At 68.4% G+C, this 26584-nt stretch carries 22 protein-coding genes and 2 rRNA genes; 3 read left to right on the top strand and 21 right to left on the bottom strand.

Annotated features, from left to right (window positions below; translation table 11 throughout):
• Positions 1-135: 135 nt before the first annotated feature.
• Both NV348_RS29605 and NV348_RS29600 read left to right on the top strand, forming a co-directional pair.
• Entirely contained in the window at positions 136-1260 is a 1125-nt protein-coding gene (locus NV348_RS29605) for an ACT domain-containing protein (RefSeq protein WP_447149786.1), read from the top strand.
• Positions 1261-1379: 119 nt separating this feature from the next.
• Positions 1380-1601: an alpha/beta fold hydrolase gene (locus NV348_RS29600; protein ID WP_447149785.1), complete on the top strand. Its 222-nt coding sequence runs from the start codon at positions 1380-1382 to the stop codon at positions 1599-1601.
• A gap of 14 nt (positions 1602-1615) precedes the next feature.
• Here NV348_RS29600 and NV348_RS29595 read toward each other — a convergent pair whose 3' ends face one another.
• The 13 genes from NV348_RS29595 to NV348_RS29535 form a co-directional block, all read right to left on the bottom strand.
• Positions 1616-1891 (bottom strand): YggT family protein, encoded by a 276-nt coding sequence (locus NV348_RS29595; protein ID WP_447149784.1) that lies wholly within the window; start codon positions 1889-1891, stop codon positions 1616-1618.
• A gap of 202 nt (positions 1892-2093) precedes the next feature.
• Positions 2094-3512, bottom strand: coding sequence for a ribosome biogenesis GTPase Der (gene der, locus NV348_RS29590; RefSeq protein WP_447149783.1), 1419 nt, complete (start codon positions 3510-3512; stop codon positions 2094-2096).
• Positions 3509-4213, bottom strand: coding sequence for a (d)CMP kinase (cmk, locus tag NV348_RS29585; protein ID WP_447151182.1), 705 nt, complete (start codon positions 4211-4213; stop codon positions 3509-3511). The genes der and cmk overlap by 4 nt, the downstream gene beginning before the upstream one ends.
• A 38-nt stretch (positions 4214-4251) precedes the next feature.
• On the bottom strand, positions 4252-5568 hold the full coding sequence (locus NV348_RS29580) for a pseudouridine synthase (RefSeq protein ID WP_447149782.1): 1317 nt from the start codon (positions 5566-5568) through the stop codon (positions 4252-4254).
• A gap of 8 nt (positions 5569-5576) precedes the next feature.
• Positions 5577-6233, bottom strand: coding sequence for an SMC-Scp complex subunit ScpB (scpB, locus tag NV348_RS29575; protein WP_447149781.1), 657 nt, complete (start codon positions 6231-6233; stop codon positions 5577-5579).
• Positions 6230-7114 (bottom strand): segregation and condensation protein A, encoded by an 885-nt coding sequence (locus tag NV348_RS29570; RefSeq protein WP_447149780.1) that lies wholly within the window; start codon positions 7112-7114, stop codon positions 6230-6232. The genes scpB and NV348_RS29570 overlap by 4 nt, the downstream gene beginning before the upstream one ends.
• Complete coding sequence (locus tag NV348_RS29565; protein ID WP_447151181.1) at positions 7111-7944, bottom strand: ParA family protein; 834 nt, start codon at positions 7942-7944, stop codon at positions 7111-7113. Before NV348_RS29565 ends, NV348_RS29570 begins: the two co-directional genes overlap by 4 nt.
• A gap of 250 nt (positions 7945-8194) precedes the next feature.
• Complete coding sequence (gene xerD, locus NV348_RS29560) at positions 8195-9133, bottom strand: site-specific tyrosine recombinase XerD (protein WP_447149779.1); 939 nt, start codon at positions 9131-9133, stop codon at positions 8195-8197.
• A gap of 53 nt (positions 9134-9186) precedes the next feature.
• Complete coding sequence (locus tag NV348_RS29555) at positions 9187-9840, bottom strand: NUDIX domain-containing protein (RefSeq protein WP_447149778.1); 654 nt, start codon at positions 9838-9840, stop codon at positions 9187-9189.
• Positions 9841-9856: 16 nt separating this feature from the next.
• Positions 9857-11578, bottom strand: coding sequence for a CTP synthase (gene pyrG, locus NV348_RS29550; protein ID WP_218716052.1), 1722 nt, complete (start codon positions 11576-11578; stop codon positions 9857-9859).
• Between the two features lie 172 nt (positions 11579-11750).
• Positions 11751-12692, bottom strand: coding sequence for a copper transporter (locus NV348_RS29545; protein WP_447149777.1), 942 nt, complete (start codon positions 12690-12692; stop codon positions 11751-11753).
• On the bottom strand, positions 12689-13888 hold the full coding sequence (gene steA, locus NV348_RS29540; RefSeq protein WP_447149776.1) for a putative cytokinetic ring protein SteA: 1200 nt from the start codon (positions 13886-13888) through the stop codon (positions 12689-12691). Before steA ends, NV348_RS29545 begins: the two co-directional genes overlap by 4 nt.
• Before the next feature lie 133 nt (positions 13889-14021).
• On the bottom strand, positions 14022-14498 hold the full coding sequence (locus NV348_RS29535) for a hypothetical protein (RefSeq protein ID WP_447149775.1): 477 nt from the start codon (positions 14496-14498) through the stop codon (positions 14022-14024).
• A 313-nt stretch (positions 14499-14811) separates the two neighbouring features.
• On the opposite strand from NV348_RS29535, the gene NV348_RS29530 reads away from it, so the two are divergent.
• Positions 14812-15231, top strand: a complete 420-nt coding sequence (locus NV348_RS29530; RefSeq protein WP_447149774.1) for an SRPBCC family protein — start codon at positions 14812-14814, stop codon at positions 15229-15231.
• 48 nt (positions 15232-15279) lie between these two features.
• Here NV348_RS29530 and recN read toward each other — a convergent pair whose 3' ends face one another.
• From recN to NV348_RS29490, 8 genes are all read right to left on the bottom strand, one after another.
• Positions 15280-17049 (bottom strand): DNA repair protein RecN, encoded by a 1770-nt coding sequence (gene recN, locus NV348_RS29525; RefSeq protein ID WP_447149773.1) that lies wholly within the window; start codon positions 17047-17049, stop codon positions 15280-15282.
• Positions 17027-17983: an NAD kinase gene (locus NV348_RS29520; RefSeq protein ID WP_447149772.1), complete on the bottom strand. Its 957-nt coding sequence runs from the start codon at positions 17981-17983 to the stop codon at positions 17027-17029. The genes recN and NV348_RS29520 overlap by 23 nt, the downstream gene beginning before the upstream one ends.
• A complete protein-coding gene (locus NV348_RS29515; protein ID WP_447149771.1) occupies positions 17980-18801 on the bottom strand; it encodes a TlyA family RNA methyltransferase in 822 nt (273 codons plus the stop codon). Before NV348_RS29515 ends, NV348_RS29520 begins: the two co-directional genes overlap by 4 nt.
• Position 18802: 1 nt before the next feature.
• Complete coding sequence (locus NV348_RS29510; RefSeq protein ID WP_447149770.1) at positions 18803-19090, bottom strand: hypothetical protein; 288 nt, start codon at positions 19088-19090, stop codon at positions 18803-18805.
• Positions 19091-19103: 13 nt separating this feature from the next.
• Positions 19104-19997 (bottom strand): HAD-IIA family hydrolase, encoded by an 894-nt coding sequence (locus NV348_RS29505; RefSeq protein WP_447149769.1) that lies wholly within the window; start codon positions 19995-19997, stop codon positions 19104-19106.
• A 305-nt stretch (positions 19998-20302) separates the two neighbouring features.
• A complete protein-coding gene (locus NV348_RS29500) occupies positions 20303-21286 on the bottom strand; it encodes a hypothetical protein (RefSeq protein ID WP_447151180.1) in 984 nt (327 codons plus the stop codon).
• A 1750-nt stretch (positions 21287-23036) separates the two neighbouring features.
• Positions 23037-23153: ribosomal RNA gene (gene rrf / locus NV348_RS29495) — 5S ribosomal RNA — on the bottom strand.
• A gap of 125 nt (positions 23154-23278) precedes the next feature.
• Positions 23279-26396 (bottom strand): 23S ribosomal RNA (locus tag NV348_RS29490).
• Positions 26397-26584: the final 188 nt, after the last annotated feature.

Raw genomic sequence — 26584 nt, 5'->3', positions numbered from 1 at the left:
TCTGGCACGACTGTCCTGATTCGTGGTGAAAACGACTGCCGCCGAGCCGATTCGGCCGCGATACTGGCTGGGCGGGGATGGCGTCGGCGGCGTTCGTTCCCGGCTCGATCATTCTCGGCGGTGAGGCGAATTCCCATGACCAATCAGCACTTTCGTTCCCCACGTGGCTCGTTCGGGGTCGCCGTTCTCGGCGTCGGAGCACTCGCCGCCGAGGTCGTGCGGATCATCCGCGACACGGGCGGCGACTTGCGGGAACGCGCCGGTGCGGAGCTGGTGCTCGCCGAGCCCACGGAGCTGGTGGTGGACGCGACCGAGCACCTCGGCGCGGTGACGGCGGTGCTCGACGCGCTGCGCGCGGGACGGTCGGTGATCACCGCCAACACGGCGCTGATCGCCGAGCACGGGCATCGGCTGGCCGCGACCGCCGAGCAGCACGGCGCCGACCTGTTCTTCGAAGCGGCGGTGGCGGGCGGTGTTCCGGTGGTGCGGCCACTGACCCAGTCACTCTCGGGTGACCAGGTGAACCAGGTGCTCGGGGTCTTCCCCGCCGAGCACAGCAGGCACGCGGCCGCGCAGGCGGCGATCCTGGCGACACTGGCCTTCCACACCCGGGTGGACGTCGGCGACGTGCACTTCGAGGAGTCCGCGCCCGCGGCGGCACCCGACCTCGACGTCGCCGAGGCGCTGGGCCTGCGCCTGCGCACCCTCACGGTCTGCACCAGAGTCGCCGAAGACGGTGGCAAGGAACAGATCTCGGTCCGCGTCCACCCCGCGCTGCTCCCGGCGACCGACCCGCTGGCCCGCGTCGACGCACCGTCCAGCGCGGTCGCCGTCGACGCCGCGGGCGCGGGCAGGCTGATGTTCTACGGCGACGGCGCCACCACCGCGACCGCGTCGGCCATGCTCGGCGACCTCATCACCGCCGCCCGCAACCGCGTCCACGGCGGCCGCGCCCCCCGCGCCTCCTACTACGCCCAACTCCCCGTCGCCCCCCTCGGCGACACCCCCACCCGCTACTACCTCAACCTGCGCGTCACCGACCACGCGGGCGCCCTGTCCCAGGTAGCCGCGGTATTCGCCGAGAACGGCGTGAGCATCGCGCGGGTACGCCAGGAACACCACGGCGCCGATGCCCACCTGATCGTCCTCACCCACCGAGCCCGCGAGTCCGCGGTCACCGACACCATCGACGCCCTCGCGGACGCCCCCTGCGTCCGCGAGGTGACGACCCGCTGGCGCATCGAGGGCACCGACGACTAGTGCCACCTCGTCGAGCGATATGGGCGGTCGGCTACTCCCCTCGCCGGGCGTCGGTCGGTTCGTAGCGGCGGGCGAAGTCGAGGATGCGGGGCGTGACCTGCGCCGGGATCTGATGGAAGATGCCGTGGCCGGCACCGGCGATCGTGCTGCTGCACTCACTCGGCGGGAACAGTCTGGCCTGGAACCATGTGGTCGCCGATCTCGCTCGCGATCGGGTCGTCCATGCGCCCGAGTTCCTCGGCACGCCCGGCTCGGCGCAGGGCATGCTCACCGACAACGGCATGGCCACTCGCGCAACACAACTCGTCGACCACCTGCTCGACCGAGTCGTGGAAGCCTGAACAGGCGGGCCCGGCTACAGGCTGAAGGCGATCGCGCGCAGGATCAGCACGGCGATGAACACCAGGGTGAAGGCCAGGTCGATGCCGAGCCCGCCCATCCGGACCGGCGGCAAGATCCGGCGCACCGGCGCGATCACCGGTTCGGTCGCGGCATGGGTCACCGACCGCGCCTTCCCCACCCATGTCGGCCCCCGCCCGGCCAGTGCCGCCCAGTCCAGCACCATCCGCGCGAGCAGCAACACCATGAACACCGTCAGCGCATAGCCGACCACGGTACCGATGAGACTCATGACGCACTCCTCCGGAAGCCGCACAGGACCTCGTACCCCTATCAACGCGGCAGACCGCGCCGAGGTGTCCTTCGCCGATTGTTCTCAGCCGATTATCAGCCCTGCACCGCGACACAGCGCACAGGCGCGCGGCCCGGCTGATATCGGTCCCCGAACGCCGCGAGCCCCGGGCAAGTGCCCGGGGCTCGCGGCGGAAGTCGCTCTACTTCTTGCGTTCCTTCTTCTCGCGCACACGCACCGAGATGCGCACGGGCGATCCGTCGAAACCGAACTCCTCGCGCAGGCGGCGCTCCAGGAAGCGGCGGTAGCCCGCCTCGAGGAAGCCCGTCGTGAACAGCACGAACGTCGGCGGGCGGGTGCCTGCCTGGGTGGCGAACAAGACACGGGGCTGGCGGCCGCCGCGCATCGGCGGTGGGGTGGCCGCGATGACTTCCTTGAGCCAGGTGTTCAGGCGGCCGGTGGAGATGCGCTTGTCCCAGGACTCGAGCGCGGTCTCCATCTGCGGCACCAGCTTGGCCACGGCGCGGCCGGTGTGGGCGGAGATGTTGACCCGCTGGGCCCACGGCACCCGCACCAGATCGCGGTCGATCTCGCGCTCGAGCATGTAGCGGCGGTCCTCGTCGACCAGGTCCCACTTGTTGAACGCCAGCACCAGTGCGCGACCGGAGTCGGCGACCAGACTGATCACCCGCAGGTCCTGTTCGGTGATCGGCACCGAGGCGTCGATCAGCATGATGGCGACCTCGGAGGCCTCCAGCGCCGACTTGGTGCGCAGCGAGGCGTAGAACTCGGTACCGGTGGCGTTGGACACCTTGCGGCGCAGGCCGGCGGTATCGACGAACTTCCAGGTCTTGCCGCCCAATTCGACCAGCGAGTCGACCGGGTCGACCGTGGTGCCCGCGACATCGTGGACCACCGAACGCTCGTCGCCGGAGAGCTTGTTGAGCAGGCTGGACTTGCCGACGTTCGGCTTGCCGACCAGGGCCACGCGCCGCGGTCCGGCGGCGCCGGTGCCTTCGCGCGGGGTCTCGGGCAGTGCGCCGAGCACGTCGTCGAGCAGGTCACCGGTGCCACGGCCGTGCGCGGCCGAGACCATGCGCGGCTCGCCGAGACCCAGCGACCACAGGCTCGCCGCCTCGATCTCGACCTTCTGGTCGTCGACCTTGTTGGCCACCAGGATCACCGGGATCTTGGAGCGGCGCAGCTTGCGCACTGCGGCTTCGTCGGTCGCGGTGGCGCCGACGGTCGCGTCGACGACGAGCAGGATCGCGTCGGCGGTCTCCATCGCGACCTCGGCCTGGCGGGCCACATGCTGCTGCAAGCCCTTGGCGTCGGGCTCCCAGCCGCCGGTGTCCTGCACCAGGAATCGGCGTCCGGCCCAGCTGGCCTCGTAGGAGATGCGGTCGCGGGTGACGCCGGGGATGTCCTCGACGACGGCCTCGCGGCGGCCGAGGATGCGGTTCACCAGGGTCGACTTGCCCACGTTCGGGCGGCCGACCACCGCGACGGTGGGCATCGCGAGGTGTTCGTCACCCTCGTGCTCACCTTCGAGATCGGCGATCTCCCAGTCGGATTCGTCGGACCAGGTGCCGTCTCCGACCAGTACCTCTTCGTCGATCATCGCGACCCTCCTGTCGTGGCCGAAAGCTGCTGGGCCACCACGCGGTAGAGCTCGTCGATGGTCTCGTCCATCGTCAGGTCGCTGGTATCGACGAGCACCGCGTCGGCTGCGGGGCGCAGCGGCGACACCGTGCGGGTGGAGTCGAGGGTGTCGCGGCGCTGCACGTCGGCCAGCACGGCCGAGTAGTCGTCGCCGCGGCCCTCGCGGATGTTCTGGGCGTTGCGCCGCTGGGCGCGGGCCTCCGCGGAGGCGGTGAGGTAGATCTTGGCGTCGGCACCGGTGAGCACGACGGTGCCGATATCGCGGCCCTCGACCACGATGCGCCCGGACACGGCCGCGATCTCGCGCTGCAGGGCGACGAGCTGCTCGCGCACCTCGGCCACCGCGGACACCGCGGACACCGCCTTGGTGACGGCGTCGCCGCGGATCTCGGCGGAGACATCCTCGCCGTCGAGCTCGATCACCTCGTGGCTGGGGTCGGTACCGATCGACAACGGTAGCGCCGCAACGGTTTCCGCGATCGCGGCCGCGTCGGCCAGGTCGACCCCGGCGCGCAGCACGCGCAGCGTCGCGACCCGGTACATGGCACCGGTGTCGAGGTAGCGGGCACCCAGGCGGGTGGCCAGCCGGCGCGACACACTGGACTTGCCGGTGCCGGACGGGCCGTCCATCGCGACGACGAGCGTGCCGTCACCGGTCATCCGGTCGCCCGAGATCTCCACCGAGAAATCCACTCCGTTCACAGCTGCACCGCCTCGTAGAGTTTGCCGATCTCGTCCCGGCCGAGCACGCGCAGCGTGCCGGGACGCTGGTCGCCCAGCGCCACCGGGCCGATATGGGTGCGCACCAGCCGGATCACCGGGTGGCCGACCTCGTCGAGCAGCCTACGCACGATGTGCTTGCGGCCCTCGTGCAACACGAGCTTGACCAGCGAGCGGCCTTCGTAGGCCTCGAGCAGCATGAACTTGTCGACCTTGGCCGGGCCGTCCTCGAGCTCGACGCCCTCGCGCAGCCGCTTGCCGACCAGGCGGTAATTCACCTCGCCGTTGACGGTGGCCAGGTAGGTCTTGGGCACCTCGAAGGAGGGGTGCATCAGGCGATGCGCCATCTCGCCGTCGTTGGTGAGCAGCAGCAGGCCCTCGGTGTCGGCGTCGAGGCGGCCGACGTGGAACAGGCGCTGCCCGGCGGCGATCCGCTCGGCGACGATGTCGCCGACGCAGGGGCGACCCAGATCGTCGGACATGGTGGACTGCCAGCCCTTGGGCTTGTTCAGCACCAGGTGCACGAGTTCGTCGCGGACGACGACGCGGGTGCCGTCGACGCGCACGACCGCGTTCTCCGGATCGACGCGCAGACCCTGCTCCCGCACGATCTTGCCGTCGACCTCGACGCGCCCGGCGGCGATCATGTCCTCGGCCGCGCGGCGCGAGGCCACACCGGCCTTGGCGAGCACCTTCTGCAGCCGTTCGCCTTCGCCCCAGGGCAGCTTCTTCGGGCCCTCGGTGTTCTCGGCGTGCTGGTGCCGGGCCGGCTTGGCGTTGTTCAGGATCGTCGGCGCGACGACCTTGCGCTGCGGCTTGGCGTTCTTGGTCTTCCGAGCGGGCGCCTGCGAAGTCGCGGGGCGTGCGGTGCCACCAGCGCGCTGGGTGCCCCGCGCCGGGCTGCCCGCCGAGCCGGAGCCGCGCGGGTAGCCACCCTCACGACGGTCGTCGCCGCCACGCTGGTAACCGCCACGACGGTCGTCACGTTCGTAGCCGCCCGCGGAACCGCCTCGGCGGTCGTCGGAGGCGCCGCGCTGGTAGCCGCGTCCCGCCGATCCACGCCGGTCGTCGGTGCCACCCCGGGTGAAACCACCCGAGGAGGGGCGGCGGCCGGTCGACTCGCCGCGCTCGTATCCGCCGGTACCGCGGCGGCCGCTCGCATCGCTGCGGCTGCCCGACTGCCCGGTGCGCGCGGTGCCGCCGCGGGTTCCCGCGGTTCGGTTCGCGCCGCTACGGGGCTGGTCGCTGCGTTTTCTTCGGTCCGGTGTGCCATCTCGGCGAGCGGAATTATTCATCTGTCCTGTCAATCGTCGGTGCCGAGGTCCATGGCGGACTCGGCCGGTTTCTGCAGCCTGGTGAACCGTGGATCGGTCTCCAGGCTTTCGCTGATCTCGTCGATCAGGTCGACGCCGGGAAGCAGCGGCGCCAGTGGTGGCAGGTCGCCCAGTGAGGCGAGCCCGATCCGTTCGAGGAACAACTCGGTGGTGCGGTACAACGTGCCGTTGGTGTCGGGATCCTGACCAGCTTCCGCGATCAAGCCCCTGGCCAGCAGTGTGCGCATCACTCCGTCGACGTTCACCCCGCGAACCGCGCTGACCCTGGTCCGGGTCACCGGCTGGCGGTAGGCGATCACCGCCAAGGTCTCCAAGGCGGCCCGGGTGAGCTTCGTCCGGGCCCCGTCGAGCAGTACCCGCTCGACATAGGGCGCGTACTCCTGTCGAGTATAGAAGCGCCAGCCGTCACCGACGAAACGCAGGTCGATGCCGCTGCCCCGCGCGGTCAGCTCCGCCGACATCGTCCGCAGGATGGTCTCGACCCGCTCGGCGGTGTCGTCCAGGGCCGCGGCCAGCTGTTCTACCGGCGCGGGAGCGTCGACGACGAGCAGCATCGCCTCGAGTGCCGAGCGCAGTTCCGCCTCGTCGAGCGGCTCGGAAGTGAACTCCGCCACTGCACCGATCATCCGTAGTCCTCCTCGAACGTCAACGCCGCCGCTTCGGCGTCCGGATCCAGCTCGCCGAGCCAGCTCACGGCCAGCGGCCCGAGCGGATCGGGCTGGTCGAACGCGATGGTCTTACCGCGGTACAGCTCCAGCAACGCCAGGAACCGGGCGACGATTTCCACCGGAACAGTGCAATCGGCCACCAGCTCGGCGAAGGTCGTCCAGCCACCGGGCCCGCGTTCCTTGAGCCGGGCCAGCACCAGTTCGGCCTGCTCGGCGACCGAGATGGTGTGCATGTGCAGGTGACCGAGGCCGACCTGCGGAATCGGGCGCGGCCGGAACGCCGCCGCCGCGATCTCGGCGAACGCCCCGATGTCGACGCCGAGCGTCACCTCGGGCAGCAGACCCTCGAACTGTTCCTCGAGTGCCACCGAGCGCGGGTACCGGCGCAGCGCGGCCGCTTCCAGCTCGGCGAGCAGTTCGGCCACCTGCTTGAACGCCCGGTACTGCAGCAGGCGGGCGAACAGCAGGTCGCGGGCGTCGAGCAGTTCCAGGTCGTCGGCGTCGGTCATCTCGCCCGAGGGCAGCAGCCTGGCCGCTTTCAGGTCGAGCAGCGTCGCCGCGACGACCAGGAATTCGGTGGTCTGGTCGAGGATCTTGTCCGCGCGCAACTTGGTGTTCTCGGCGAGCTCGGCGGTCAGCGCCTTGGTGTAGGCGATGAACTCGTCGGTGACCTGATGCAGCGCGACCTCGGTGACATCGAGTTTGCGCGAGCTGATCAGCGTCAGCAGCAGATCGAACGGCCCCTCGAAGTTCTTCAGCCGCAGGTGGAACCCGGTGTTCTCGGCGGCGGGCGCCGCTTCTTGCTGAGCCTGTTGCGCCTCGGGTATTGCGTCGATCACCGGCCCGACCGGTGGATGACTTCGCGTGCCATCGCCCGATACGACTCGGCGCCCGCCGATTTCGGGGCCCAGGTGGTGATCGGTTCACCGGCGACGCTGGCGTCGGGGAACCGCACGGTGCGGGAGATGGCCGTGTCGTAGACCAGATCGCCGAAGACCTCGACCACGCGCGACATCACCTGACGGGAGTGCAGCAGGCGGGCGTCGAACATGGTCACCACGATGCCGTACAGGCTCAGCCGCGGGTTGAGCCGGTCGCGCACCTTCTCGACGGTGTCGTTGAGCAGGGCGAGGCCGCGCAGCGAGAAGTACTCGCACTCCATCGGGATGATCACGCCGTCGGAGCAGGCCAGCGCGTTGACGGTGAGCAGGCCGAGCGAGGGCTGGCAGTCGATGAGGATGTAGTCGTAGCGGTCGCGCACGCCCGACAGTGCCCGGCCCAGCGACTGCTCGCGACCCACCTCGTTGACCAGCTGGATCTCGGCCGCGGAGAGGTCGATGTTGCTGGGCAACAGGTCCATCCCGTCGACCTTGGTGGTCTGCAGGACGTCGTCGACGCCTGCCTTCCCGCCGATCAGCAGGTTGTGCACGGTGAGGTCGAGATCGTGGTGGGCCACGCCGAGACCGGCCGAGAGCGCGCCCTGCGGGTCGAGGTCCACCAGCAGCACCCGGCGGCCGTATTCGGCCAGGGCCGCACCGAGATTGATGGTCGAGGTGGTCTTGCCGACCCCGCCCTTCTGATTGCACATGGCCACCACCAGCGCGTCACCGTGACGCTGCACCTGTGGAGGCTCGGGTACCAGTCGCAGCGGGCGCCCGGTCGGGCCCATCTCGACGGCCTCGGCGACCTGATCCGGTCCACCGTCCCACGGTGTTTCCGCTGTCGTCACGATCCGCTGCTCCTTATACGTTTCCTACCGGTAACCCCTGTCGAGGGTAGCGAGGCCGATTCGGGACCGGCTCGCTTTCGTACGGTCCAGCTCTGGTGGTAGACGCTACCGCTCGGACCGGTGAGGTACAGCATGGCAACGCCGGGCGTGTTCGCACGATACCCGCTGGACGCGACCGCGCGGTGCCGGTTCACCTGGCACGCGGATGCGCGGTGGCCCACACCTCGCGCAGCGTGCTCACCGTGACGAGGGTGTAGATCTGGGTCGTGGTGACCGAGGCATGCCCGAGCAGTTCCTGCACGACGCGCACATCGGCGCCGCCGTCGAGCAGGTGGGTGGCGAAGGAGTGCCGCAGGGTGTGCGGTGACACCGTCGCTCCGATGCCGGCGCGTTCGGCGGCGGTCTGCAGCACCTGCCAGGCACTCTGCCGCGACAACCGGCCACCGCGCGCGTTGAGGAAAAGCGCGCCCGCGGAACCCTTTCCGGCGGCGGCCAGGGTCGGGCGGCCGCGCACCAGGTAGGCATCGACCGCGGCGAGCGCGGGCCTGCCGATCGGGACGAGCCGCTGCTTGCCGCCCTTGCCGCGCAGCACCACGCACCGCTGCTCGGCGTCGAGGTCGTCGACATCGAGACCGACCATCTCCGAGATCCGCGCCCCGGTCGAGTACAGCAGTTCCAGCAGCGCCCGGTCCCGCAGGCCACGCGGTCCACCGTCGGCGCCACCCGAATCACCCTCGCCGCCCGCTGCTTCGAGCACGCGCAGCACCTGGTCGTAGGGCAGCGCCTTGGGCAGCCGACGGCCCGGTGCCGGCGGTTTCACCGCGTGCGCGACGTCGGTGTCGGTGATGCCCTCGGCGGCCGCGAACCGGTGCAGGCCGCGCACCGCGATCAAGGCCCTGGCCACGGACCCGGCGGCCAGCGGCGGATGATCTTCCCCGCCGGACCGCAACGCCATGGTGAACTCCGCGACATCGCCCTGGGCCACCGCGCCGAGATTCGCGATGCCGCGGCCGGCGAGGAAGGCGCGGTAGCGAGCCAAGTCACGCCGGTAGGCGCCGAGGGTGTTGCGCGCGGCTCCGCGCTCGACCGCCAGGTGGTCGAGGTAGGCGTCGATCTCCCGCGCCAGCACGCCCGATGCCGCCTAGTCCCCGCCGACCGCTGCGGCGGGGACCGTCGTGGTGCTCACGCGCCACTCCCGGAGTGCGCCTCGGCGGCTTTGCGCCGCAGGAACGCGGTCGGCTGACCCGGCCACGGCGCGTCGGCGGGCCGCAACGGCACCGCGCTCGCCGCGGCCGCCGCGTACGCGAGCACTCCGGCGACCGCCGTAGCGTTCACGATCTCCCCGGCCAGCGCCGCCCGGACCGCCTCGGCGACCGGCATCCGCACCAGCTCGAGATCGGCTTCCTCGTGCTCGGGGTCGGGCCGGTCGGTGGCGGTGAGCCCGGTCGCGAAGAACACCCGCAGCGCCTCGTCGGTGAACCCCGGTGACAACGCGACATCCACCAGCACCGACCAGTCGGCGGCGGCCAGGCCCGTCTCCTCGGCCAGCTCGCGCTTGGCCGCGGTGAGCGGGTCCTCACCGTCGATGTCGAGCAACCCGGCGGGCAGTTCGAGCAGCCGGGTACCGATCGGATGCCGGTACTGGCGGATCAGGACGACATTGCCGTCGTCGTCGAGCGCGAGTACCGCGACCGCACCGTGGTGCTCGATGACCTCGCGATCGGCGACCCGCCCGTCCGGCATCGCGACCCGATCCTGGCGCAGGGCCACAATCGCGCCGCTGTAGAGCACCCGGCTGGAGACCGTCTCGAAGTCATGACTACCGGGTTGGCTCACGTCGCTGCTCTCCCGCTCAGAGATCCGCGGCCTGCTCCGCGAGCTCTTCCTCCGGGAAGTCTACGGGAAGGCGTTCGGCCAGTTTGTATTTCAACGCCGCGTTGATCAGCGCGGCGAAGAGCGGATGCGGCCTGGTCGGACGGCTCTTGAGCTCCGGGTGCGCCTGGGTGGCGACGAAGAACGGATGCACCGAGGCCGGGTACTCGACGAACTCCACCAGGTGCCCGTCGGGCGAGGTGCCCGAGAACACCAGACCACTCTTGGCGATGGCGTCGCGGTAGGCGTTGTTCACCTCGAACCGGTGCCGGTGCCGCTCGGAAACGTGCTCGGAGCCGTACGCCTGCGCGACGACCGAGCCCTTCTGCAGGGTGGCCGGGTAGGCGCCCAGGCGCATGGTGCCACCCAGATCGGCCTCGCCGGCGACGACGTCTTCCTGGTCGGCCATGGTCGAGATGACCGGGTTCTTGGTGTCGGGCTCGAACTCGGCCGAGTTGGCGTCGTCGATGCCGACCGAGCGCGCCGCCTCGATGACCACGCACTGCAGGCCCAGGCACAGGCCGAGCAGCGGGATACCGCGGTGGCGGGCGTAGCGGATGGCGCCGAGCTTGCCCTCGATACCGCGGATACCGAAACCACCGGGGATCAGCACCGCGTCGACGTCCCGCAGCGCCGCCTGGGCGCCCGCCTCGGTCTCGCACTCGTCGGAGGGCACCCAGCGGATGTTCACCTTCGCGCGGTGCGCGAAGCCACCGGCGCGCAGTGCCTCGGTCACCGACAGGTAGGCGTCGGGCAGGTCGACGTACTTGCCGACCAGCGCCACCTCGACGGTCTCGCGCGGGGAGTGCACGCGGTCGAGCAGGTCGCCCCACACGGCCCAGTCCACGTCGCGGAACGGCAGACCGAGCTTGCGCACCACGTAGGCGTCGAGGCCCTCGCTGTGCAGCACCTTCGGGATGTCGTAGATCGACGGCGCGTCCGGGGTGGAGATGCACGCCTCCACGTCGACGTCGCACATCAGCGCGATCTTGTTCTTGAGCCCCTGCGGCACCTCGCGGTCGCAGCGCAGGATCAGCGCGTCGGGCTGGATACCGATGTTGCGCAGCGCGGCCACCGAGTGCTGCGTCGGCTTGGTCTTGAGCTCGCCCGAGGGCGCCAAATACGGCACCAGCGACACGTGCAGGAAGAACACATTGTCGCGGCCCACGTCGTGGCGGATCTGGCGCGCCGCCTCGAGGAACGGCTGCGACTCGATGTCACCGACGGTGCCACCGATCTCGGTGATCACCACGTCCGGCACATGTCCCTCGAGATCGGGGCCCTGCATCGCCAGGATGCGGTTCTTGATCTCGTCGGTGATGTGCGGGATGACCTGGACCGTGTCGCCCAGGTACTCGCCGCGGCGCTCCTTGGCGATGACCGTCGAATAGATCTGCCCGGTGGTCACGTTCGCGTCCTTGGACAGATCGCGATCGAGGAACCGCTCGTAGTGGCCGACATCCAGGTCGGTCTCGGCGCCGTCTTCGGTGACGAACACCTCGCCGTGCTGGAACGGGTTCATGGTGCCCGGATCGACGTTCAGATACGGGTCGAGCTTCTGCATCGTCACCCGCATGCCGCGCGCGGTCAGCAACTGACCGAGGCTGGAGGCGGTGAGACCCTTACCCAAAGAGGAGGCGACGCCACCGCTCACGAAGATGTGCTTGGTGGCATTTCGAGCCTGATTCCGTGTTTGACCCACGGAACTCCAGAGTAGCAGGTCCGCCTCCCCGCGATTATTGCGTGCCGTTTGCGAGGGGGTGTGTCGCGCGTCGGGCCGACGGTTCAGCGGTCGCGGACCTGTGGGCGTACCCGGTGAGTTACCCATGTCCCATCGAAATCAGATGTCTCGATATGTCGCCGGTGACAGCACTTCAGCGAGGCATCGCGACCATCGTCAACGACGTGGCCGTCGGGCCGGTGCCGTAGCGTCCCGCACCGCCGGAGAGCTGCTCGGTGAACGCGAGAGCTGTTGTGACCCTGCCTATTTCGCGATCGATATTGTCGACCGTGGTGACCGTGGTCGCCAGCGGCGCCTGGGCCCGGACATGGGCGATGGCGCCGTTGCCCTCGGCGGCGCCCGCCCGGCCCGCGAGCACGGTGCCCGCGGCGCGCGCCCGGACCGCTCCGGTGAAGCGGGCGATAGTCGCACCCTGCCCACTGTCGGATGCGACACCGTTGCCGGTGACCACGACGGCGAGTTGCGCGGGTCGCACGGGAGTGTCGCCGTAGGCGAGGAAACCGCCGCCGCGCAAGGTCTCCAGGACCAGCGCGAGTTCGGGGGCGGTGCTGCGCGGCTGGTTGGTCGCCGGGTCGAGCTGCAGAGTCAGGCCGAGCAGGTCGCCCGCCATGCTGCCCTGGTCGACCGCGCCGGTCCGCAACTGCGCGCCGGCGGGGACGATGTTGGTCAGGGCCGACCGCATCCGGTCCCCCTCCCCCGCGTCGACGAACGAGTCGGTGAGCGCGATCCGGCCGGTCACCTGCGCGCCCGCGGTCTCGAGCGCCTTACTCACCCCGTCGATGTCGCCGGGATCGGCGTCGGGCGTGGTGAAAACGACGACGCTGCGGTCGGCCAGCGTGCCACCGAGCAGCTTGCCCGACGAGTCGGCGATGAAGCGGTCGGCGGCGTCGAGGCGGGCGGTGAGCTGTTCGTTCTGCGCGCTCAGCGCGTCGACCTGGCCACGCAGGTCGCTCTTGTCCGAGCGCAGACCAGCCAGCATGTCCGAGGCCAGGGTCTGCGAGCCGAGCACCACCCCGACGGCCAGGGCGAGGAAGATCGCGGCGATCGAGATGGCATGGTGACGCACCGAGATCACAGCAGACCACGCACCCACAGGACGAAGCGGTTCCAGTACTCGATCGCCCAGTCCAGCACCTCGGATCCGTTGTGCGAGGCCAGGATCACCACCACGATCGCGACCAGCGCCGCCAGCACCACCAGGGCCAGCGCGGCACCGGAGGAGCGCTGCCGGTACAGCGTCGAGACCGCCTTGGCGTCGACGAGTTTGGCGCCGACCTTGAGCCGGGTCAGGAAGGTCGCGGGATTGCTGTCGCGGCGGCCGCGATCGAAGAAGTCCTCCAGCGAGGCGGGCGCGCCCGCCAGCACGATCAGCGACGCGCCGTGGTGATCGGCCAGCATCAGGGCCAGATCGGTCGGTGAGCCCGACGACGGGAAAGTCGTCGCGCCGATGCCGAGGTCCTGGATGCGTTCGAGGCCCTTGGCGTGCCCGTCGGTATCGGCGGGCAGGATCATCTCGGCGCCGGATCGCAGTGTCTCGGTGCTGATCTCGTCCGGATCGCCGACGATCAGATCCGGCTTGTACTTGAGCTTGCGCAAGGTATCGGCGCCCCGGCCGACGCCGATCAGGATCGGCGCGTACTCCTTGATGAACGGCTTGAGCCGCTGCAGTTCCTCCTGATGCCCGGACCCGTCGGCGATCACGACCACGTGCCGGTTACGCAGTTCGAGTTCGATGTCGGGAACACCGATGCCGTCGATGAGCAGCGCGCTCTCGGTGCGAACGAACTCGGTGGTGTTGCCCGCGAAGGCGTCGAGGTGGTCGGCCAGGCCGTTGCGCGCCTCGATCATCCGGTCGGCGATGGCCGACTCGTCGAACTCGATGCCCTCGACCAGGACCTCGGGTTCCTTCTTGGTCAGTTTGTCCGCGTAGACGATGCCCTCGTCGATGCGAACCTTCATGCCGTCCTTGATCTTGCCGAACGCGTCGGCCGACACCGCGTCCATCAACACGATCCCGTTGGCCACCAGCACTTCCGGGCCCAGGTTGGGATAGCGGCCGGAGATGGACGGCGAGGTGTTGATCACCGCGACGACGCCCGCCTCGACCAGCCGGTCGGCGGTGTGGCGGTCCAGATCGGTCTCGTCGAGGACCACGACATCCCCGGGACCGACGCGCCGCAACAATCGCCGGGTGTTGCGGTCCACCCGGGCGATCCCGGTGACACCCGGCAGCGTTTCCGTGTTCCTCGACAACAACGCCGGCATCTTCATGTGGCCGATGATGCGGGCAAACCCTCAACCTTTGGTGGAGGCGCGCCGAATCACCGGTCACATTCGTCACCGCGATCCGCGAACACAGCAACCTGTCGGCATCACGTCCGGCCGCGCCCGGACGGCTGCGGACTCAGCGGGCCTGGAACATGCCGTAGCCCGGCGCGACAGTCACGCTCGGGCCGATATTGCCCCCGACGGAGACCGCGTAGACACCGGCGATGACCTGGCCCGCACCGGTGTGCACGGTGACCGGACCGACCGGGCACTGCGCGGGATCGGTGCACGGGTGAATGTAGGGAACATCGGCGATACCCGACTCGCCGGTGTTCACATTCAGCCACTGCACCCGGGCCCGCAGCCACGGGGAACCATCGCCCTTGTAGGGCAGCACCGAGGTCACACCGAAGGACGTCTGTCCCGGCTGCTCCCCGGTCGTCGCGGTGACGGTGACGTGGTCGGTGCCGGGCCCGTTCATACTCCAGCCCCAGAAGGCCGCCGCCCCCGGGAAAGTGGTGGTCACCGGGTCGGCGGCGGCGATGCCGGTCGCGCCGAGTACCGCTGCGGCGGCGACGGCGGTCGTCCCGCCGATTCTGCTGATCCATCGCATCGTCTCGCGCTTCCTCTCGGTCGGTCCACCACCGGGGCGGGGACATTCCACAAGTTCGGCTGACCAACGATCTCCGGCCAGTATGCCGGACGATCCGGCGCGAGGGTCACGCCTCGTCGTTCTCCCGCAACTCCGCGGCGACCTCGTGCGAGGTCGCGTGCAGGCGATCCAGCAGCTCGACAACCAGACCGAGCTGATCACCCGATTGCGTCTGCGCACCCCGGTTCTTCGATGCGATGGCGGCCAGGTCGGAGCATGGCCGACAACTACCCGTATGCTGCGGGTCACAGATACCTCGGACAGGAGACAATCCATGCCCCGCAGCACCGTCGAGACGGTTTTCGACGCACCTCGCGACATCGTCTACCGCCTTTTCACCGAGCGTGAGGCCGTCAGCCCCTACCTCCCGATCCAGGTCAAGCTGATCAAACAGGGCGACCCGGCCACCGGCGTCGGCGCACAGCACGTGCTCGGCTTCGGCAAGGCCGGCGTCATCGAGGAGATCACCGCGCTGGTCCCCGGCGAGCGGATGGAGTACAAGATCGTCAAGGGCGCGCCGGTCAAGCGCCACGTCGGCATCATCACCTTCGCCGACACCAGCTCCGGCGGCACCCGCGTGGTCTACACGATGGAGTCCGAGCCGTCGCTGCCCGTGCCCGCGCCGGTCCTCGAATTCGGTCTGCGTCAGCTGACCAACCAGCTCATCGGCGGCGTCCGCAAAGCCCTGAAGTAGTCGCGTCGACGTCGCCCGCGGTCCGCGCGGGCGACGTCACCCGCGCGATCAGGCCGGCGCGCGCTCCGCGCGCGCGGTTTCCAGCAGTTCCTCCGCGTGCGCCCGGCCGGTCTCGGTGTCGTCCAGGCCCGCGAGCATGCGTGCCAGCTCCACCACCCGCTCGTCGTCGGTCAGCGTGCGAACTCCGCTGTCCACCTTGCCTTTTCCGTCGTCGGACTTGTTCACCACCAGGTGCGTGTCGGCGAAGGCCGCCACCTGCGGCAGGTGGGTCACCACGATCACCTGATGGGTGCGCGCCAGGCGGGCCAGCCGCTTGCCGATCTCCACCGCCGCGCGGCCACCGACCCCGGCGTCGACTTCGTCGAACACCATCGTCGCGCCGTGATCCGACCCGGCCAGGACCACCTCGAGCGCGAGCATCACCCGCGAGAGCTCACCGCCGGAGGCGCTCTTGCTCAACGGCAGCGACTGCGCGCCGGAATGCGCCGAGAGCCGGAACTCCACCTCGTCGACGCCGTGCGACCCGGCGTGTAGTTGCGCGCCGTCGAGCTCGATCGGCGCCGAGTCCTGCGCGTTCGCCTGCAGCGGCCGCACCTGCACCTCGAGCCGGGCCTTGCCCATCGCCAGCCCGCCGAGCTCGGTGCTCACCGCCGAGGCCAGCTTGCCGGCCGCCTTCGCGCGGGCGGCACTGAGTTTGCGGGCGGCCTCGCGCACCTTGCCCGCCGCCGTCTCGACCTCACCGGCGAGTTTGGCCAGCGCGTCCTCGGACACGTCCAGCGAATCCAGGCGGGCGCGGGACTCGTCGGCCCAGGCGATCACGCCGTCGATGTCGGGGGCGTACTTGCGGGTCAGCGACTTCAGCTCGGCCTGGCGGTTGAGCATCGAGTCGAGCGCGCCCGGATCCGACGGCAGTTCCGAGAGATAGCCGCTGAGTTCGGTCGTCACGTCGACGACCACCGCGATCGCCTCGCCCAGCCGCGGCGCCAGCGCGGTCAGCCCCGGATCGTCGGCCGAATCCAGCCGGGCCCGCGCACCGCCGAGCAGGTCGAGCACGCCACCACCGTCGGCGGCGGAGTCGGCCGGACCGGACAGCGCCTCGTGCGCGGCGACCGCGGCCTCACGCAGCGAATCCAGATCGCTGAGCCTGCGGATCTCGGCGACGAGCCGGGTGTCCTCACCGGGTTCCGGCGCGATGCCGTCGATCTCGGCCAGCGAATGCTTGAGCCGGTCGGCCTCGAGCGCCAGCTCCCGGCTGCGCGCCGTCCGCTCCAGCAATTCCGAGCGGGCGTCGAGCCAGGTCCGGCGATGGACCTGATATTTGCGCAGCAGCCCGGCGACGGCGTCACCGGCGAACTGGTCGAGCGCGGCGAGCTGCTGTTCGGGCCGCTGCAGCCGCAGCTGGTCGTTCTGGCCGTGCACGGTCAGCAGCCGGGAGGTGAACTCACCGAGCACCGCGGCGGGCACGCCCCGGCCGCCGAGGTGCGCGCGGGAACGGCCGTCGCTGTTGACGGTGCGGACCGCGATCACGCTGCCGTCCTCGTCGGCCTCGGCGGCGGCCGATTCGAGTACCTCGCCGACGGCCGCGCGGGCCGCGTCGTTGACGTCGTCGATCACGAACCGACCCTCGACCACGGCCTTCGCCGCCCCGAGCCGCACCCGCCCCGCGTCGGCACGGGCGCCGCTGAGCAGGTGCAGGCTGGTGACCACCATCGTCTTACCCGCGCCGGTCTCACCGGTGAGGACGGTCAGGCCCGCATGGAACTGCGCGGTGGCCGTCGAGATGACGCCGAGTCCGTCAATCCTGATCTCTGTCAGCATCGCGGCTGTTCTCCGTTCGCTGTCTACCCCGCCAGCCGGTGACCGGCAGCTGGAACTTACGCACCATCCGGTCGGCGAACGGCGCGGAGTCCAGCCGCACCCACCGCACCGGTCGTTCGCCGCGGACCACTTCGGCACGGCCGCCGCGCGGCAGCGCGAGGGTGCGCCTGCCGTCGAGGAACACGATCGCGTCGTGCCCGGTCGCCACCGTCTCCACCGCGATCCGCGATTCCGGGCTGGTCACCAGCGGGCGCGCGAACAGGGCGTGCGCGTTGCTCGGGATGACCAGCATCGCCTCGAGTTCCGGCCACACGACGGGACCGCCCGCCGAGAACGCGTACGCCGTCGACCCGGTGGGTGTGGAGATGAGGATGCCGTCACAGCCGAACGCCGAGACGGGCCTGCCGTCGACCTCGAGCACCACTTCGAGCACGCCCATGCGCTGGGCGTTCTCGATGCTGGCCTCGTTGAGCGCCCACCCACGTTCGACGATCGTGTCGTCGACGCGGACGGTGACGTCGATGGTCATCCGGTCTTCCACGCGGTAGTCCCGGTCGACCACCTGGGCCAGTGCCTCGTCGAGATGCTCGGCCTCGGCCTCGGTGAGAAAACCGATGCGGCCCAGGTTGATTCCGAGGACCGGCACCCCGGTCGGCCTGCCGAGTTCGGCGGCGCGCAGGAAGGTGCCGTCACCGCCGAGTGCGAGCACCATCTCACAGCCCAGCGCCGCGGACGGGCTGTGCGGCACCACCCGCACCGGGTAGCCGGCGGGCTCGTCCTCGAAGCGGGTGCTGTCGGCCTCGTCGGCCAGCACCCGCAGGCAGATGCCCGCCTCGGCGAAGATCTTGGCCACCCGGTGCGCGGTCTCGATGATCTCCGCGCGGCCGGGGTGTGCGACGAGCAGGATCTCCCTGCCGCCGTCGTGCGTGTTCACTGCGGACCCTCCTCGACCGCGCGGGCGACCAGCGCTTCCACCTCCGCGGCGTCGTAGTCGAACGGGCCGACCTTGCGCAGCCACAGGAAGTACTCGACATTGCCCGACGGACCGGGCAGCGGACTGGCGACGACACCGTGGGTCTGCAACCCGAGCGCACCGGCCGCGGCGGCCACGTCGCACACCACCTCGGCGCGCAGGGCCGGGTCGCGCACCACGCCACCGGATCCGACGCGCTCCTTGCCGACCTCGAACTGCGGCTTCACCATCGGCAGCAGATCGGCGCCGTCGGCGGCGCACGCGGCCAGCGCGGGCAACACCAGTCCGAGCGAGATGAACGACAGGTCGCCGACAACGGATTCGACTGTGCCGCCGATGGTTTCGGGGGTGATGTTGCGCACGTTGGTGCGGTCGTACACCTGGACCCGGTCGTCGTTCTGCAGCCGCCAAATCAGCTGGCCGTACCCGACGTCGACCGCGGCTACCTGCGTCGCGCCGCGCGCTAGCAGCACGTCGGTGAACCCACCGGTCGACGCGCCGGCGTCCAGGCAGCGCTTACCCGCCACGCTGAGCCCCTGCGGTTCGAAAGCTTCCAGCGCGCCGAGCAGCTTGTGCGCCCCACGCGACGCCCACGACACCTCGTCGGGTTCCTCCCGGACGATCAGCGGGGTTCCGGTCTCCACCGCCGTCGCCGGTTTCACAGCCACCGTGCCGGCAATCAGGACACGGCCCGCGCTGATCAGTTCGACCGCGTGTTCTCGCGATCGCGCCAATCCGCGGCGAACCAGTTCGGCGTCCACCCGCGCTCGCCTGGCCACCTCAGATCTTGTCCACTGTCGCCAGGGCGTCCACCAGCACGTCGTGCGCCTGCTCGAGAATGCGCGCACGCCGGGTGATGTCGGCTCCCGTCTCGGTGTTCTCGGCCGGTCCGGTCGCGGCCGGTGCGGCGCCGAGCTCGGCCAGCAGCGCGTCGACCTCAGCCTTGATCCGATGCGGGTCGGCCGGTTCCTGCCGCGCCTGGCCACCGGGCAGGTGACTGCCGGGCAGAGGGATCCCTGGACGGGGTGGCTGCGGCGCGCCGGGCGGCGGTGAACTCGGAGTACTCATCGTGTCGTCAACGCTATCGGATTTCCGAATCGACCGCGCGCACGCGTACCGCCCGGCCGGGGTGCTGTCGCAGCAGTTCCGCGACCGCCGCGGGGGCGACGGCGTCGGGCACGATCTCGTCGTTGAGCGCGTCGAGCGAGGTGGCGATGAAGGTGGGCACCTGGGCCGGTGGCGCGATCAGGACGTCCTCGAGCGTGCTGACGCCCGTGAGCACCAGCAGGGAGTCGAGCCCGAGCCCGGTGGCGCCCTCGATATCGGTGTCGAGACGATCGCCGACGACCAACGCGGCGCGGGCGCCGGATCGCTCGAGCGCGTCCTCCATCAGCGGCGCGAACGGCTTGCCCGCGACCAGCGGCTCACGATCGGACGCGGTGCGCAGCGCGGCGACCATCGAGCCGTTGCCCGGCGCCAGACCGCGCTCGTTGGGCAGCGTGCGATCGGTGTTGGCGGCGACCCACAGCGCGCCCGCCCGCAGCGCGTAGACGGCTTCGGCGAGGTCCGGCCAGGACGTGGTGGGCGAATGGCCCTGCACGACGGCATCGGGCGGCGTGTCGCCGAACCGCCGGACCGGCACGAGACCGACCGCGATGATCTCGGCGGCCAGATCGTCGGTGCCGACGACGAGCACCCGGGAACCGGGAGCCAGCCGGTGCGCCAGCATCCCGGCCGCCGCCTGGGCGCTGGTCACCACGTCGTCGGTCGTGGCCGGGTAGCCCAGCTCCGCCAGATGCTCGGCCACCGGGCGGGGGCCACGGGCCGCGTTGTTGGTGACATAGACCAACCGCTGCGCCGAATCACCATCCGGGGCGAGCGCTTTCGGGCCGCCGTCGATCACCTCGGGACCGCGGTACAGCGTTCCGTCCAGATCGAGCAGCAAAGCGTCATATTGATCGCGTAGCCGGTTCACACACCCTCACTCCGTCGTCACTGGTGGGCCGAGCACCTCTGCCGACCCTAGGCGAGGCCACCGACAGCTCCGCGTCCGCGGAGCCGCCGAATCGCACTCGCACTCTTCATGATCGAGCATGCGGAAACCGTCCGGGCACGGTGTGCCCGCTTTTCGACGCCCGCCCTCGCGCGCGTCGCCGGGCCCGGTGATTCAGGTCACCACTCACTCGCCGGTACCCGGTACCCGCTCGACCTGCAACGCAGAACGGCCGCAGGCCGGGAACCGCGATCGGTTCCCGGCCTGCGGCCGTTGCTTACCGAGGGTTACGCGTCGCCGGTGAGTTCCGCGGCGCGGTCCTCGGCGTCGGTCTCGCCGTCCAGGTCGGCGGCAGCGGCATTGAGGAACCACTGCAGGCCGTCGTCGGTACGGCCCGCCGCCACCAGGGCGTCGGCGTAGGCGTAGAACAGACGCGCGGCGGCCGAACCGGTGCGCGCCGGATCCAGATCGGGCGTCTGCAGCGTCACCACGGCCTGGTCGAACTGGCCCAGATCCATGCGCGCGCCGGCGACCACGATCCGCAGCTCGGTGGCCTCGTCGCCGCTGAGCGCCTGCGCCTCCTCGCTGCGACCGAGCTCGATGGCCCGCTCCGGCCTGCCCAGACCACGCTCGCAGTCCGCCATCACGGCCAGCAGCCCGGATCCACCGGACATGCGGCGCGCGGTACGCAGCTCGGACAGCGCCTCCGCCCATTCCTCGGCGTGGTAGGCCACCACACCGGCGGTCTCACGCACGACGGCGATCCGGCCCGCCCGCTGCCGTGCCGCCCGTGCGTGGGCCAGTGCGAGCCGGGGATCGTCCTCGAGCAGCTCGACGGCCATCACCATGTGCCGGGCGACGGTCTCGGCATTGTTCTTGTCCAGGCTCAGCAGATCGCGGCGCACCGCGGGATCGAGATCGGAGGCCTGCACATCTTCCGGCAGATCCGGCTCGTCCGGGCGCGCGGCACGCCGGTCCGAGGACCGTCCGCCGGTAGCCCTGGCACCCTCGCCGCCGCGACGGCGATCGTCACGATCGTCGCCGCCACGGGCGCCGTAGCCGGAATCGGCTCGACGATCCGTGCGGTCCGACGTCTCGCCACGGTGATCGGGCTCGGCGCGTTCGCCGTCGTCGCCGGACTCGGTGCGATCAGTGTTGTGGGCAGGCTCGGCGCGATCAGCGGAGTCGGCAGACTCGGTCCGACCCGTATCGTCGCCTGATCCAGCGCGATCGGCGTCGTCCGCCGATTCTGCTGGACCGCTGTCGTCCACGTCCTCAGCACGATCCGTGGCCGACGACGTGTCGTCGGTCTGCTCAGTGGACGCTGCTGCGCTCTCTTCGTTCACCGTCGAATCGAGGTCGGCCGATGCGAGATCGGTCGACTCGCTTTCGGCGGCCTCGGCATTCGCGGCGGCCGACGACACGACACCGAGGACATCGCCCTCGCGCTCGCGCCGCTTTTCGCGGTACGTACCGTCCAGCGGTGCGCCGTCCTCGCCGACGTAGCGGCTACCGCCGGAGTCGCCGCCCCGCTTGAAGCCACCGCGTCCACGATCGTCGTCACGGCGGGGGCCGCGATCGTTGTCGTCACGACGCTGGTAGCCGCCGCGATCGGAGCTCTCGCCACGGCGGAAGCCGCCGCGATCCGAGGAGCCGCGCGAGCGATCATCGCTGTCGCTGCGGCGGAACCCACCGCGATCGCCGCCCTCGTTCCGGCGGAACCCGCCGCGATCGGAGCCGCCACGCGAGCGATCATCGCCCTCGTTGCGACGAAAGCCGCCACGATCGGAGCCGCCACGCGAACGGTCGTCACCCTCGTTGCGACGGAAGCCGCCACGATCCGAGGAACCGCGCGAACGGTCGTCGCTGTCATTGCGGCGGAAGCCGCCACGGTCGCCGGAGCCACCGCGGCCCGCGTCGTCGCGACGCTGGTAACCACCACGGTCACCGGAGCCACCGCGGCCCGCGTCGTCGCGACGCTGGTAACCACCACGGTCACCGGTGTCACTGCGCCGGAAGCCGCCGCGATCGCCACCACGGTCGGAACCGCCACGCGAACGGTCGTCGCCTTCGTTCCTGCGGAAGCCGGAGCCACCGCGGGAACGGTCGTCGTTGTCGCGACGGAACCCGCCGCGATCACCACGGTCGGAACCGCCGCGCGCGCGGTCGTCGTTGTCGTTGCGCCGGAAGCCGCCGCGATCGCCACCACGATCCGAGCCGCCACGGGGACGGTCGTCATCATTGCGGCGGTATCCGCCGCGATCGCCGCCGCGGTCGAAACCACCTGCGGGACGGTCGGATTCATCACGGCGGCGGAAGCCACCACGGTCGCCGGAGCCACCGCGACCAGCGTCGTCGCGACGCTGGTAACCACCACGGTCACCGCTGTCGCTGCGCCGGAAACCACCGCGATCGTTGTCGTCACGACGCTGGTAGCCGCCGCGGCCCGCGTCGTCCCGACGCTGGTAACCGCCGCGATCGCCACCACGGTCGGAGCCGCCACGGGCGCGGTCGTCGTCATTGCGGCGGAAGCCGCCACGGTCGCCGGAGCCACCGCGACCGGCGTCGTCGCGACGCTGGTAACCACCACGGTCACCGCTGTCGCTGCGCCGGAAACCACCGCGATCGCCACCGCGATCGTCACGGTTGAATCCACCACGCTGGCCCTCGGAGCGGTCGGAACCGCCACGGCCACCACGATTGTCGTCGTTACGGCGGAATCCGCCGCCTTCGCCACGGTGATCACCGTGTCCGCCACGGGGGCGATCGGTCGGTTCGCCGCGCCGGCCGAAACCGCGGGCGTCTCCGTCCCGGCGGAAAGGCTTCCGTCCGTCGTTGTGTTCCGACACGGCGATCCCTTTCTAGGTTCCCCGGCCTCGGGGAGTGTTGTCGTGGCCCCGCCTACAAGAATTCAACCACGGGCGGAGGACGGGGCATCGTCCGCCCGGCGTGCCGGGGGCATGGCAGCCCCCACAAACGCCGATAGGGGACCCAATTCTGGGTCCCCTATCGCGAAGGATGTTCCGGCGGTGTCCTACTCTCCCACACCCTGTCGAGTGCAGTACCATCGGCGCAGGTGGCCTTAGCTTCCGGGTTCGGAATGGGACCGGGCGTTTCCCCACCGCTATAACCGCCGTAACTCTATGAAACTGTCACACAGAGAGCCACCCCGAACCCGATCCATCTAAGGATCAGACTCGGAGAGTCTTCTCGGTGATCTGTGTGTTGTTTCAGATACCGCACAGTGGACGCGTAACACCTTCGATAGTAAGCCCTCGGCCTATTAGTACCAGTCACCTACACCAGTCACCTGGCTTCCAGTTCCGGCCTATCAACCCCATGGTCTGTAGGGGGCCTTAACCCATCAAGTGGGAGAGAAACCTCATCTTGGAACAGGCTTCCCGCTTAGATGCTTTCAGCGGTTATCCCTTCCGAACGTAGCCAACCAGCAGTGCTCCTGGCGGAACAACTGGCACACCAGAGGTTCGTCCGTCCCGGTCCTCTCGTACTAGGGACAGCCTTCCTCAAGTTTCTAACGCGCGCGGCGGATAGAGACCGAACTGTCTCACGACGTTCTAAACCCAGCTCGCGTGCCGCTTTAATGGGCGAACAGCCCAACCCTTGGGACCTACTCCAGCCCCAGGATGCGACGAGCCGACATCGAGGTGCCAAACCATCCCGTCGATATGGACTCTTGGGGAAGATCAGCCTGTTATCCCCGGGGTACCTTTTATCCGTTGAGCGACACCGCTTCCACTTGCCGGTGCCGGATCACTAGTCCCGACTTTCGTCCCTGCTCGAGCTGTCACTCTCACAGTCAAGCTCCCTTGTGCACTTGCACTCGACACCTGATTGCCAACCAGGCTGAGGGAACCTTTGGGCGCCTCCGTTACATTTTGGGAGGCAACCGCCCCAGTTAAACTACCCACCAGGCACTGTCCCTGAACCAGATCATGGTCCGAGGTTAGAAGTCCAATACGATCAGAGTGGTATTTCAACGACGACTCCACCTGAACTGGCGTCCAAGTTTCACAGTCTCCCACCTATCCTACACAAACCGTACCGAACACCAATACCAAGCTATAGTGAAGGTCCCGGGGTCTTTTCGTCCTGCCACGCGTAACGAGCATCTTTACTCGTAATGCAATTTCGCCGAGTCTGTGGTTGAGACAGCAGAGAAGTCGTTACGCCATTCGTGCAGGTCGGAACTTACCCGACAAGGAATTTCGCTACCTTAGGATGGTTATAGTTACCACCGCCGTTTACCGGGGCTTAAATTCTCAGCTTCGCGTCCGAAAACGCTAACCGGTCCTCTTAACCTTCCGGCACCGGGCAGGCGTCAGTCCGTATACATCGTCTTACGACTTCGCACGGACCTGTGTTTTTAGTAAACAGTCGCTTCTCTCTGGTCTCTGCGACCCCACCCAGCTCAGACCGTAAAGATCGTCACCAGATGTGGTCCCCCTTCTCCCGAAGTTACGGGGGCATTTTGCCGAGTTCCTTAACCACAGTTCTCTCGATCGCCTTAGTATTCTCTACCTGACCACCTGTGTCGGTTTGGGGTACGGGCCGTGTACCAACTCACTAGAGGCTTTTCTCGGCAGCATAGGATCACTGAATTCACCACAACGGCTACGCATCACCTCTCAGGCTATATGCAACACGGATTTGCCTATGTTGCGCCCTACAGGCTTACACCAGGTATTCCATCACCTGGCCCAGCTACCTTCCTGCGTCACCCCATCGCTTACCTACTACAGCGAAGGTCCCGTGCAGCAATCATCCCTCTCACCCGAAGGCTCGATAAGACAACATTTGGACAGTTAGTACCACTGATTCGATATTTGGCGCGGATACACGGGTACGGGAATATCAACCCGTTGTCCATCGACTACGCCTGTCGGCCTCGCCTTAGGTCCCGACTCACCCTGGGCGGATTAACCTGGCCCAGGAACCCTTGGTCATTCGGCGGACGAGTTTCTCACTCGTCTTTCGCTACTCATGCCTGCATTCTCACTCCCGTGGCCTCCACAGCTGGATCACTCCGCTGCTTCCACGGCCACAGGACGCTCCCCTACCCATCCACACTCCTGGCTCGAAAGCAGAATAATGTGTGAATGCCGCGGCTTCGGCGGTGTACTTGAGCCCCGCTACATTGTCGGCGCAGGATCACTTGACCAGTGAGCTATTACGCACTCTTTCAAGGGTGGCTGCTTCTAAGCCAACCTCCTGGTTGTCTAAGCGACCCCACATCCTTTTCCACTTAGTACACGCTTAGGGGCCTTAGCCGGCGATCTGGGCTGTTTCCCTCTCGACTACGAAGCTTATCCCCCGCAGTCTCACTGCCACGCTCTCACACACCGGCATTCGGAGTTTGGCTGACTTCGGTAAGCTTGTGGGCCCCCTAGGCCATCCAGTAGCTCTACCTCCGGCGTGAAACACGTGACGCTGCACCTAAATGCATTTCGGGGAGAACCAGCTATCACGGAGTTTGATTGGCCTTTCACCCCTACCCACAGCTCATCCCCTCAGTTTTCAACCTAAGTGGGTTCGGGCCTCCACGACGTCTTACCGTCGCTTCACCCTGGCCATGGGTAGATCACTCCGCTTCGGGTCCATAATGTGCGACTGGAACGCCCTATTCGGACTCGCTTTCGCTACGGCTACCCCACACGGGTTAACCTCGCCACACACCGATGACTCGCAGGCTCATTCTTCAAAAGGCACGCCATCACCCCACGTACAAGTACGAAGGCTCTGACGGATTGTAAGCGCACGGTTTCAGGTACTATTTCACTCCCCTCCCGGGGTACTTTTCACCTTTCCCTCACGGTACTAGTCCGCTATCGGTCACCAGGGAGTATTCAGGCTTACCGGGTGGTCCCGGCAGATTCACAGCAGATTTCACGGGCCCGCTGCTACTCGGGTATCACTCACGAGAGCCAACATGTTTTCGTCTACCGGACTATCACCGTCTATGGCAGGCCGTTCCAGACCACTTCGACTAACACATTGGTTTCTTACTCTCGCTTGATCCGGCAGAATCAAGAAGAATGACCCCACAACACCCCAAACGCAACCCCTGCCGGGTATCACACGCTTGAGGTTTAGCCTCATCCGCTTTCGCTCGCCACTACTCACGGAATCACTGTTGTTTTCTCTTCCTGTGGGTACTGAGATGTTTCACTTCCCCACGTTCCCTCCACACATCCTATATATTCAGATGCGGGTAACACGACATCACTCGTGCTGGGTTTCCCCATTCGGAAATCCTCGGATCTCAGCTCGGTTGACAGCTCCCCGAGGCTTATCGCAGCCTCCTACGTCCTTCATCGGCTCCTGGTGCCAAGGCATCCACCGTACGCTCTTAAACACTTACTAACAAAGATGCTCGCGTCCACTGTGCAGTTCTCAAACAACACACCCGAAGAAGCCTCGTTCCAAGACCAACTCAGCGTCACCGCCGGCGGTATCGAGGAAGACCCCTTCGAATCGTTTGCTTTCGCCTTGAAAGACACTCGCGTGTTCTTTCAGGACCCAATAGTGTGTCGGTATACCCATTGCGACCT

The sequence above is a fragment of the Nocardia fodinahabitans genome, from assembly GCF_052983615.1.
Note: the sequence above shows the minus strand (reverse complement) of the source record. Positions and strands in the feature narration are given on the sequence as shown.

Bases quoted from the DNA above. Each gene is read 5' to 3' on its own strand.
- NV348_RS29605 (WP_447149786.1), top strand. From the start codon at position 136: ATGACCAATCAGCACTTTCGTTCCCCACGTGGCTCGTTCGGGGTCGCC.
- NV348_RS29600 (WP_447149785.1), top strand. From the start codon at position 1,380: ATGCCGTGGCCGGCACCGGCGATCGTGCTGCTGCACTCACTCGGCGGG.
- NV348_RS29595 (WP_447149784.1), bottom strand. From the start codon at position 1,891: ATGAGTCTCATCGGTACCGTGGTCGGCTATGCGCTGACGGTGTTCATG.
- der (WP_447149783.1), bottom strand. From the start codon at position 3,512: ATGATCGACGAAGAGGTACTGGTCGGAGACGGCACCTGGTCCGACGAA.
- cmk (WP_447151182.1), bottom strand. From the start codon at position 4,213: ATGACCGGTGACGGCACGCTCGTCGTCGCGATGGACGGCCCGTCCGGC.
- NV348_RS29580 (WP_447149782.1), bottom strand. From the start codon at position 5,568: ATGAATAATTCCGCTCGCCGAGATGGCACACCGGACCGAAGAAAACGC.
- scpB (WP_447149781.1), bottom strand. From the start codon at position 6,233: ATGATCGGTGCAGTGGCGGAGTTCACTTCCGAGCCGCTCGACGAGGCG.
- NV348_RS29565 (WP_447151181.1), bottom strand. From the start codon at position 7,944: ATGGGCCCGACCGGGCGCCCGCTGCGACTGGTACCCGAGCCTCCACAG.
- steA (WP_447149776.1), bottom strand. From the start codon at position 13,888: ATGAAGATGCCGGCGTTGTTGTCGAGGAACACGGAAACGCTGCCGGGT.
- NV348_RS29535 (WP_447149775.1), bottom strand. From the start codon at position 14,498: ATGCGATGGATCAGCAGAATCGGCGGGACGACCGCCGTCGCCGCCGCA.
- NV348_RS29530 (WP_447149774.1), top strand. From the start codon at position 14,812: ATGCCCCGCAGCACCGTCGAGACGGTTTTCGACGCACCTCGCGACATC.
- recN (WP_447149773.1), bottom strand. From the start codon at position 17,049: ATGCTGACAGAGATCAGGATTGACGGACTCGGCGTCATCTCGACGGCC.
- NV348_RS29510 (WP_447149770.1), bottom strand. From the start codon at position 19,090: ATGAGTACTCCGAGTTCACCGCCGCCCGGCGCGCCGCAGCCACCCCGT.